Genomic DNA, 8,238 nt, shown 5'->3' on the forward strand with positions numbered 1-8,238 from the left:
GCCTTCCGCCGCACCGGCCTCCGGCGCGGCAGGCAGGCCCTGGGGCGGCACCACGGCCAGGGCAGGCCGCAATTGCGCAGCGGAAGGCGCGGCGGGCTGCACAGCCTGCCGTCCCTGCCACCAGAGGCCGCCAGCGACGGCGGCCATGCTGGCCAGCCCGCCCAGCGCCAGGCCCATCCGCATGCGATCGGTCATAGCTACGCAATATTGCCTTAAAGGATTGGTCAAGAATGGGCACTTGGGGCAGCCGGAGCAAGCCCAAGGGCACGATCCATGCTTCCATGCACGAATCCGTTCCCTCCTGTGGCAAGGATGTCGCCATGTCCACTCCCCCCCTGCAGCGCGTGAAGATCTGGGATCCTTGGGTCCGCCTGGTGCATTGGGGGTTGGTGGCGCTGCTGGCGCTGTCCTGGTGGTCGGTGGAGACGGGGCGGATGGACCTGCACGTGCTCAGCGGCGAGCTGACGCTGGGGCTGCTGCTCTTCCGCATCGGCTGGGGCCTCTGGGGCTCGGATACCGCGCGCTTCACCCGCTTCCTGCGCTCGCCAGTCGCGGCGCTGGCGCATCTGCGCCACATGACGCGGCGCGAGGCCGATACCGAGATGGGCCATAATGCCGCCGGCGGCTGGATGGTGCTGGTGATGCTGGCGCTGCTGCTGCTGCAGGCCGGCACCGGGCTGATGGCCGACGACCAGATCCTGACACGCGGCCCGCTGGCCAGCCATGTCTCGGGCGAGACCAGCGACCGCGCCACGGCCATCCATGCCTTCAACTTCAACCTGATCCTGGCCGCCGTGGCCCTGCATGTCCTGGCGGTGCTGCTTTACGCCCTGCTGAAGCGGCAGGACCTGGTGCGGCCCATGGTGACGGGGGTGAAGCGGCTGCCCGCCGATATCGCCCGGCGCGCCCCGCGCCTGGCGCCGCCGGGCCGGGCGCTCGGCTGGGGGGCGGTGGTGGCCGTTGCGGTCTGGGGCCTCTCCCGCCTGGGGTGAGGCCCGCCCGCCGCCTCAGCGCGCGCGGTAGTTGCGGTGGCAGGCGCCGCAGGAGGCACCCACTTCGCGGAAGGCCGCCGCCGTCGCGCCCTTGTCCCCGCTGCCGGCTGCCGAGGCCAGCTTGGCCGCCGCCTCGGTGGCATTGGCCGCCGCCTTCTCGAAGCCCGCGCGGTCCGACCAGACTTCCGGCCGCGCCTTGCTGTTCTCGGTGCTGCCGGCCGGGAAGAGCGTGGCCAGGGTGGCGAAATAGCCATTCATCTCCTGCGCGCGCGGCGCGATGGGGTCCACGGCCTCCCCCGCATCGATGATCTTCTTGATGGCCTCCAGATGCGCGCCGGAGCGCTTCATCTCCTCCTTTCGCTGGGCAATCACGTCGCCCTGCGCCCAGGCATCACCGGAACCGGCGGCGCCCAGGGCCAGGGCCAGCAGGCCCACCGGCAGCAACAGTCGCTTCATGCAGCGCGTCTCCGTCCTTCACGGCCACCAGGGGAAAGCGGCGGCCGGTGGAAGCCTGCCATGAAGCGCCAGCTTCGCGCATCGCAGGAATTCGTCGCACCCCCACTTGCCGAGTGCGCGCAGGGGCGATATACGCCGCGCCTACCCAGACGGAACGGCGGAGCGTAGCTCAGCCTGGTAGAGCACTGTGTTCGGGACGCAGGGGCCGGAGGTTCGAATCCTCTCGCTCCGACCAATCGATCCGGATGGGCAGACCCCGTCTCCTCCCCTCGAAAGAGGGAGCAGGAGGCGGGGTTTTTTCTTGGCCGCATGCCACCGGTGACAACGGGAATGCCCCGCCCCAGGCTGGTGGCGGGCGCATGGCCCGGATCGTTGCATGATTGTTGCTTAGGTTCCGCCACCCGCGGGGGCACAAGGCTCCTGGGGGAAGGAAGTCCGCCCATGAAGCAAATCCTGGCCGCCGCCGTGCCCGCCTGCCTGGGCACCCTGTTCTGCGCCACCCTGGCCATGCCCGCCGCCGCGCAGATGCCGCTGGGCGACAGCGGCCTGACGCTGACCGTCACGCCAGTGCTGAGTAGCGATTACCTGTTCCGTGGCATTTCCCAGACCCGCAACCGCCCGGGCATCCAGGGCACGGCGGACCTGCAGCACGACAGCGGGATCTATATCGGCGCCTTTGCCACCAATGTGGCCTTTCCGGGCACCAATGCGCGGCAGGAGCTGGACCTCGCGGCCGGCTACCGCTTCGCCGCCGGTGCCGCCACCTTCGACCTGGGCGCCATCTACTACACCTATCCCGGCTATGACGCTCCACCCGGTGGCCATGAGTTCAACTATGTCGAGGCCATCGCCAAGGCGAGCTACACGCTGGAGCCGCTGAAGCTGGTGGGCACCGCCGCCTGGTCCCCCAACTTTTATTTCGAGAGTGGCGATGCCTTCTACCTGGAAGGGGGCGCGGACCTTTCGCTGCCGGCGGGCTTCACCCTCTCCGGCCGCCTGGGCCACCAGTGGATCGGGCGCAACAGCCGCTATGGCGCACCGGATTACGCCAACTGGCAGGTTGTGGCCTCGCGCGAGATTGTGGCGGGCATCACCCTGGCGGTGGGCTATTACGATACCAGCCTCTCCAGGAGCGAATGCTTCAGTGGCACCAAGTTCTGCGAAGCCCGCGCCATGGTCACGCTCAGCAAGATCTTCTGACGATCGGCGGGCCCGGGTGGCGAGGCCGCCCGGGCACCGGCTCAGCGGCGCGGGCGAACCGCCCAGTAGATCAGCGCGCGGATGGGAAAGACCCAGACAAAGCCGGCCAGCACGTAGAAGGGCAGTTGCACGGCCCAGTGCAGCCCCTGCACCCAGTCCCCGATCCAGAGCACGAGGAGAAGGTAGAGCAGCAATCCGATGGAGCCAGCCAGCAGGGCAACAGAGGTGCGCGACATGCCCGCCTCTTGGCAGGGGCGGCGCGCGGCGCCAAGGGGGTATGACGCGGCAGGGCGGCCATGCGTTGCGGCGGCGGGCCTGCCGCCTTAGTCTCCGCCCCCCGCCCGAATGGGCCCTTCCTGCCCCGCCCAAGCCTAGAGGATCGCGGATGCCCGACACCGGACCGACCCCTGCCCCAGGGTCTCTCGCTGATGGGTCGTCCTTCGACCTGAAGGCGCATATCCGCGCCGTGCCGGATTTCCCGAAGCCCGGCATCCTGTTCTACGACATCTGCACGCTGCTGCGGGACGGCCCGGCCTTCAACGCCGCCATCAAGATGCTAGCGGATCTGGTGCGCCCCTACAGGCCGACCACGCTGGCCGGCATCGAGAGCCGCGGCTTCGTGCTGGCGGCGCCGCTGGCGCTGGAGCTGGGCCTGGGCTTCATCCTGCTGCGCAAGCCGCGCAAGCTGCCTGGCGCCACCATCGGCTACAACTATGCCCTGGAATACGGCACGGACCGGCTGGAGATTCAGGCCGATGCCGTGAAGAAGGGCGACCGCGTGGTGCTGCTGGACGACCTGCTGGCCACCGGCGGCACCATGGCCGCCGGCATCCGCCTGCTGAAGGAAGCCGGGGCCGAGGTGCCGCTGGCCGCCGCCATGATCGAGCTGACCTTCCTCAATGGCCGCGCCCGCCTGGACGCTCCCTTCGAGGCCCTGGCGGCCTACGATTCCTGAAATGCGCAGGCGGTTCCGGATTCCGCAACTCCGGCAGGCAGACGCTGCCCACGACCCAGGCAGTGCCGCACCTGACGCGCCGCCCCGCCTTCTTTCCGCCGCGAGGACCGGGCATGTCTCTCCCATGCCCGCCCTCACCCGCCGCGCCTTGCCTGCCCTGGTCGCCGCGTTGCTGGGCGCCCCCGCCGCCCGCGCGCAGAGGCTGACGGCCGATACCGCCACCCTGCTGCTGCCCGGCCCCGAAGGTGGTCCGGCCGCCCTGTGGGCCGCCAAGGTGGCGGCCGGGCTGGTGCGCGGGCTGCCGCATGCGGTGGCGCTGCACAGCACCACCATCGGCGGCCCTGATGGCGTCACCGCCGCCAACCGCTTCGCCACCCTGGAAGGCATCGATGGCCGCACCCTGCTGGTGCTGCCCGGCTCCGCCGCCCATGCGCGGTTGATCGGGGAAAGCCGGGCACGCTACCCGGTGGAGGGCTGGCTGCCGCTCTGCGCTTCCTGGCAGGGGGCCATCCTGGCCGGGCGCGGCCCGATGCCGGCGCCCGATGCCGCTCGCCCGCTGCGCCTGGCGCTGCCAGGGCCGGATGCGCCGGAAACCGCCGCGCTGCTGGGCCTGGACCTGATCGGCCACCCCGCCATCCCGGTTTTCGGCCTGGGCGCCCTGGCGGCCGAGCAGGCGCTGGCGCGCGGCGAGGTGGATGCCCTGGTCATCGCCACCCCCTCCCCCATGCTGCGTGCCGCCCGCATCGGCCTGACCCCCTGGCGGGAGCTGGAAACACCCGGCCGCCGTGATATCCCGGGCCTACCGCCCCTGGCGGAGGCCGCCATGCAGGCCCGCCCGCCCCAGGTGGCCGCGGCCCAGGCCGGCTTCGCGGCGCTGCGGCTGCGGGCGGCGCTGGTGCTGCCGGCCCTGACCTCGGCCGACCTGGTGGCGGTATGGCGCCGTGCGGCGCTGCGCTGGCAGGAAGACGAAGCCAAGGAATCGCCGGAGAACACCGCCCCGGCCCTGGTGGGGGCCGAGGCGCGCATGGCCATGTCGGCGCTCTTTCCTTCGCCAGATGGCGTGCTGGCCTATCGCGAATGGCTGCTGCGGCGGCTCTCCTGGCAGGCGGCCTGAGGCGCCGCGCCGCGGGCGTCCTCCGGCCTCGCGGAGGACGCGCCACGGGCTGACGGAGGAGCCTGGGTCAGGCCCCGTCGCCGTCAGAGACTATGCCCATCCGCCATCCGGCCGGCCTTGCTCAATCTCTGTTGCAGCATCCAGAGATTCGACACGAGGTCGGAGCTGAAATAGCGCAGGACCTTACGGTCCAGCCTGTCCAATACCCAATGCGTCGCGGCCTTCCTGAGCACCGCGCGCAGGTTGGTCACGGAAACATCCCTGATATTGAGCGCCGCGCCATCGGGCTCGCCGCTCTCGAAGCCCAGCGCGACGAAGTTCAGCCCCGCCATCTGCGCGATATGCATGTTGTACCAGAAGCGTGGATTGCATTCGAGAAAGTAGAAGGAACCGTCAGGGCTGATGCGGATATCGAAGCCGAGCACTCCGTCATATTCAAGGTGCCTGTTGATCTTTCTGCAGGCATCCAGAATGGGCGGCATGTCGAGGAACTCGGTTTTCTCCTTGTCCCTGCGATAGATGACCCAGGCGAGATCCCGGCCACCCTGGCACAGGAAGAAGGCGCTGATGTCGGTGCCGTCGATATAGTCCTGCACAAGGATCGGACTGTAATCGACGCGCCCGCGAAGATCGGCCGGCGAATCCCAAACCAGCTTCGTGACGCCGAAGCTCCCCGCCATGCTGAGCGGCTTCGCCACCGATGGCGACCTGATCCGCCCATGAGCCGCCAATGCCATGAGCACCGCCCCATCCTCGGCGAAATGGCTGCGCGGGTAAGGCAGTTCCAGTTCGCCGCAGAGTTTGGAGAACAGGAACTTGTTGTCCAGGATATCGAAGACCTCGGTGGGCGGAACCGGGTAGCACCGCGCGTGGAGGCGGTTCCTGACCGTGGTCAGGTACCGTGTTGTGGCACTGTCGCTGGGCAGGATGTATCCGATCTGCCGCTCGGCGCAGATCCTGTTGATGAAGTCAGGCGAGAGATCCTGAAAGTTCTCCTTGCCGACGGGCGCTTCCAGGAAATCCCGGCAGGCATGGGAACTGCTGAGCGGCTTCGCCTCGATGGTGCCAAGAACATAAGCTGCGCTGAAGTGATCCGCCGCGCATCTCAATGCGCGGTACTGCAGCCTTGAGCCGCTTGCCAGTATCAGACATTTCCGCACGTCTCCAGGCACGTGGCCAGTTTTTTCTGGCATTGTTGCATCCTCCCGAAGCTGTTCCGCGCTGCGACGCAGAGGCTTCGCGATAACTATAGATGCAATGATGCCCTGTGTGGCCGCCTGTCCGGGCCAGGAGAATGCAATTCGGGATTAGCCCGATCGGGTCAGTTCAGATAACGGAATGGCTTTCGTGATCCCGTCGGCATCTGCGGGGCCCAGGTTTCGGAAATGCCTCTCGCAAGCTTGGACTTCTGCATTCGGGCGCTGGCGCAGGATGGCAATCCGCGCAGCATGGAAAAGCGGAAAGGGCGCCAGGGTGATGCCCCTCACCCTGGCGCGGCGCGGCTTCCCTCCGCCTCGCGTCAGGCGCCGTTCGCCACCGCTTCCGCCAGCGCGCGGCCCACATCCGCGGTGCCAGCCTGGCCGCCCAGGTCACGGGTGCGCGGGCCGCCCTCGGCCAGTAGCTTCTCGATGGCGCGCAGGATGGCGTCGGCGGCTTCCTTCTCGCCCAGGTGCTCCAGCATCATGGCGCCGGACCAGATCTGGCCGATCGGGTTGCAGATATGCTTGCCGGCGATATCCGGCGCGGAGCCATGCACCGGCTCGAACATGCTCGGGTGCTTCTTCTCCGGGTTGATGTTGGCCGAAGGCGCGATGCCGATGGAACCCGCCACCGCCGGCCCGAGGTCGGAGAGGATGTCGCCGAAGAGGTTGGAACCGACCACCACGTCGAACCAGTCCGGGTGCTGCACGAAATGGGCGCAGAGGATGTCGATGTGGAACTGGTCCGTGGTGATGCCCGGATAGTTCTTCGCCATCTCCGCGAAGCGCTCGTCCCAGTAGGGCATGGTGAAGGTGATGCCGTTGGACTTGGTGGCGCTGGTCACCTTCTTGCGCGGGCGGGTCTGCGCCAGTTCGAAGGCGTATTTCAGCACGCGGTCCACGCCATGGCGGGTGAAGACGCTGTCCTGGGTGACGAATTCGCGCTCCGTGCCCGGGAACATGCGGCCGCCGGAGGAGGAATATTCACCCTCGGTATTCTCGCGCACCACGTAGAAGTCGATATCGGCCGGGCCACGGTTGGCCAGCGGGGATTTGGTGCCCGGCATCAGCTTGCAGGGGCGCAGGCTGATATACTGGTCGAAGCTGCGGCGGATCGGGATCAGCAGGCCCCAGAGGGAGATATGGTCCGGCACCCCCGGCCAGCCGACGGCGCCGAGGAAGATGCTGTCGCTCTGCGCCAGTTGCTCCAGCCCGTCCTCCGGCATCATCCGGCCGGTCTTCTGATAGGTCTCGCAGGACCAGTCATAGTGGTCCAGCTTCAGGTCGAAGCCGAAGCGGCGGGCGGCGGCATCCAGTACGCGCAGGCCCTCCGGCACCGTTTCCTTGCCGATGCCGTCGCCAGGGACGACGGCGATGCGATGCGTGCGGGACATGGGACGTGACCTCTTCGCTGCTTGTGCGAAGGTTCTAGACCCTGTTTCCCCGGGCAGGAAGGTGGCCAGGCTTCAGTCGCCCGCCGCCTCCCGCGCCAACAGTTCCCGCTTGCGCGCCACGCCCCAGCGATAACCGGAGAGCGAGCCATCCCCCCGCACCACCCGGTGGCAGGGAATCGCCACCGCCAGGGCATTGGCGGCGCAGGCCGAGGCCACCGCCCGTGCCGCACCCGGCTGGCCGATGCGGGCGGCGATCTCGGCATAGCTGGCGGTGCTGCCAGGCGGGATGTCTTTCAGAGCCTGCCAGACTCGGTGCTGGAAGGCTGTGCCGCGCAGGTCCAGCGGCAGGTCCAAACCGGTGCCGGGGGCCTCGACGAAGCCTACCACCTGGGCCACCAGTGCCTCGAAATGGGCATCGCCGCCGATCAGGGTGGCGCGGGGGAAGCGGTCCTGGAGGTCTTGCAACAGGGCTTCAGGCTCATCGCCGAGCAGGATGGCGCAGACGCCTTTCTCGCTGCGCGCCACCAGGATGCTGCCCAGCGCGCATTCGCCGATGGCGAAGCGGATGGTGGAAGCGGCGCCGCCGGCGCGCCAGGCGGTGGGCGTCATGCCCAACAGCGCATCGGCGCTTTCATAGACCCGGCTGTTGGAGCCATAGCCGGCGGCATAGATCGCCTCCGTCACGGTGCGGGCGGCGGGCAGTTCCTCCCGCAGGCGGCGGGCACGGGCGGAGGCGGCATAGGCGCCGGGCGTCAGGCCGGTGACGGCGCGGAAGAGGCGGTGGAAGTGGGAGGGGCTGAGGCCCAGCTCCCGCGCCAGGGCCGGCAGGTCCGGCACTTCCTCGGCGGCGTCGAGGCGGCGGCAGGCCTCGGCCACCATGGCGGCCTGTCGCTGGCGTGGCGGCGGCAGGTCGGGGCGGCAGCGGCGG

The 8,238-nt window shown here is 68.9% G+C and carries 10 protein-coding genes and 1 tRNA gene; 5 read left to right on the top strand and 6 right to left on the bottom strand.

What is annotated here, in order from left to right; genetic code table 11:
* The coding region (locus IBL25_RS22725) for a hypothetical protein (protein WP_202986858.1) at positions 1–195 on the bottom strand (195 nt) is incomplete at its 3' end.
* A 125-nt stretch (positions 196–320) separates the two neighbouring features.
* Between IBL25_RS22725 and IBL25_RS22730 the strand changes: the two genes are divergently transcribed.
* Positions 321–992 (top strand): cytochrome b/b6 domain-containing protein, encoded by a 672-nt coding sequence (locus IBL25_RS22730; RefSeq protein WP_187780772.1) that lies wholly within the window; start codon positions 321–323, stop codon positions 990–992.
* Positions 993–1,007: 15 nt separating this feature from the next.
* On the opposite strand, the gene IBL25_RS22735 is transcribed toward IBL25_RS22730, so the two are convergent.
* Positions 1,008–1,448 carry a c-type cytochrome gene (locus tag IBL25_RS22735; RefSeq protein WP_187780773.1) on the bottom strand — a complete coding sequence of 147 codons (441 nt, stop codon included), beginning with the start codon at positions 1,446–1,448 and terminating at the stop codon, positions 1,008–1,010.
* Between the two features lie 158 nt (positions 1,449–1,606).
* Here IBL25_RS22735 and IBL25_RS22740 point away from each other — a divergent pair.
* Positions 1,607–1,683: transfer RNA gene (locus IBL25_RS22740), tRNA-Pro, on the top strand.
* Between the two features lie 206 nt (positions 1,684–1,889).
* On the top strand, positions 1,890–2,648 hold the full coding sequence (locus IBL25_RS22745) for a TorF family putative porin (RefSeq protein WP_187780774.1): 759 nt from the start codon (positions 1,890–1,892) through the stop codon (positions 2,646–2,648).
* A 41-nt stretch (positions 2,649–2,689) separates the two neighbouring features.
* Here IBL25_RS22745 and IBL25_RS22750 read toward each other — a convergent pair whose 3' ends face one another.
* On the bottom strand, positions 2,690–2,884 hold the full coding sequence (locus IBL25_RS22750) for a DUF2842 domain-containing protein (RefSeq protein WP_187780775.1): 195 nt from the start codon (positions 2,882–2,884) through the stop codon (positions 2,690–2,692).
* Positions 2,885–3,033: 149 nt separating this feature from the next.
* Between IBL25_RS22750 and IBL25_RS22755 the strand changes: the two genes are divergently transcribed.
* Both IBL25_RS22755 and IBL25_RS27400 read left to right on the top strand, forming a co-directional pair.
* On the top strand, positions 3,034–3,603 hold the full coding sequence (locus IBL25_RS22755) for an adenine phosphoribosyltransferase (RefSeq protein WP_187780776.1): 570 nt from the start codon (positions 3,034–3,036) through the stop codon (positions 3,601–3,603).
* Between the two features lie 124 nt (positions 3,604–3,727).
* Positions 3,728–4,717, top strand: a complete 990-nt coding sequence (locus IBL25_RS27400) for a hypothetical protein (RefSeq protein WP_187780777.1) — start codon at positions 3,728–3,730, stop codon at positions 4,715–4,717.
* A gap of 83 nt (positions 4,718–4,800) precedes the next feature.
* Here IBL25_RS27400 and IBL25_RS22765 read toward each other — a convergent pair whose 3' ends face one another.
* From IBL25_RS22765 to ada, 3 genes are all read right to left on the bottom strand, one after another.
* Entirely contained in the window at positions 4,801–5,910 is a 1,110-nt protein-coding gene (locus tag IBL25_RS22765; RefSeq protein ID WP_187780778.1) for an ATP-grasp domain-containing protein, read from the bottom strand.
* A gap of 326 nt (positions 5,911–6,236) precedes the next feature.
* Entirely contained in the window at positions 6,237–7,310 is a 1,074-nt protein-coding gene (locus tag IBL25_RS22770; protein WP_187780779.1) for a tartrate dehydrogenase, read from the bottom strand.
* A 72-nt stretch (positions 7,311–7,382) separates the two neighbouring features.
* The coding region (gene ada / locus IBL25_RS22775; protein WP_187780780.1) for a bifunctional DNA-binding transcriptional regulator/O6-methylguanine-DNA methyltransferase Ada at positions 7,383–8,238 on the bottom strand (856 nt) is incomplete at its 5' end.

Origin of the sequence: Pseudoroseomonas ludipueritiae (assembly GCF_014490445.1) — a bacterium.
In the GTDB taxonomy this organism is placed as follows: Bacteria; Pseudomonadota; Alphaproteobacteria; order Acetobacterales; family Acetobacteraceae; genus Pseudoroseomonas; species Pseudoroseomonas ludipueritiae.

What these genes read in the sequence shown, in the direction of transcription:
- IBL25_RS22730 (WP_187780772.1), top strand. Translation starts at nt 321, where the DNA reads ATGTCCACTCCCCCCCTGCAGCGCGTGAAGATCTGGGATCCTTGGGTC.
- IBL25_RS22735 (WP_187780773.1), bottom strand. Translation starts at nt 1,448, where the DNA reads ATGAAGCGACTGTTGCTGCCGGTGGGCCTGCTGGCCCTGGCCCTGGGC.
- IBL25_RS22745 (WP_187780774.1), top strand. Translation starts at nt 1,890, where the DNA reads ATGAAGCAAATCCTGGCCGCCGCCGTGCCCGCCTGCCTGGGCACCCTG.
- IBL25_RS22750 (WP_187780775.1), bottom strand. Translation starts at nt 2,884, where the DNA reads ATGTCGCGCACCTCTGTTGCCCTGCTGGCTGGCTCCATCGGATTGCTG.
- IBL25_RS22755 (WP_187780776.1), top strand. Translation starts at nt 3,034, where the DNA reads ATGCCCGACACCGGACCGACCCCTGCCCCAGGGTCTCTCGCTGATGGG.
- IBL25_RS27400 (WP_187780777.1), top strand. Translation starts at nt 3,728, where the DNA reads ATGCCCGCCCTCACCCGCCGCGCCTTGCCTGCCCTGGTCGCCGCGTTG.
- IBL25_RS22765 (WP_187780778.1), bottom strand. Translation starts at nt 5,910, where the DNA reads ATGCCAGAAAAAACTGGCCACGTGCCTGGAGACGTGCGGAAATGTCTG.
- IBL25_RS22770 (WP_187780779.1), bottom strand. Translation starts at nt 7,310, where the DNA reads ATGTCCCGCACGCATCGCATCGCCGTCGTCCCTGGCGACGGCATCGGC.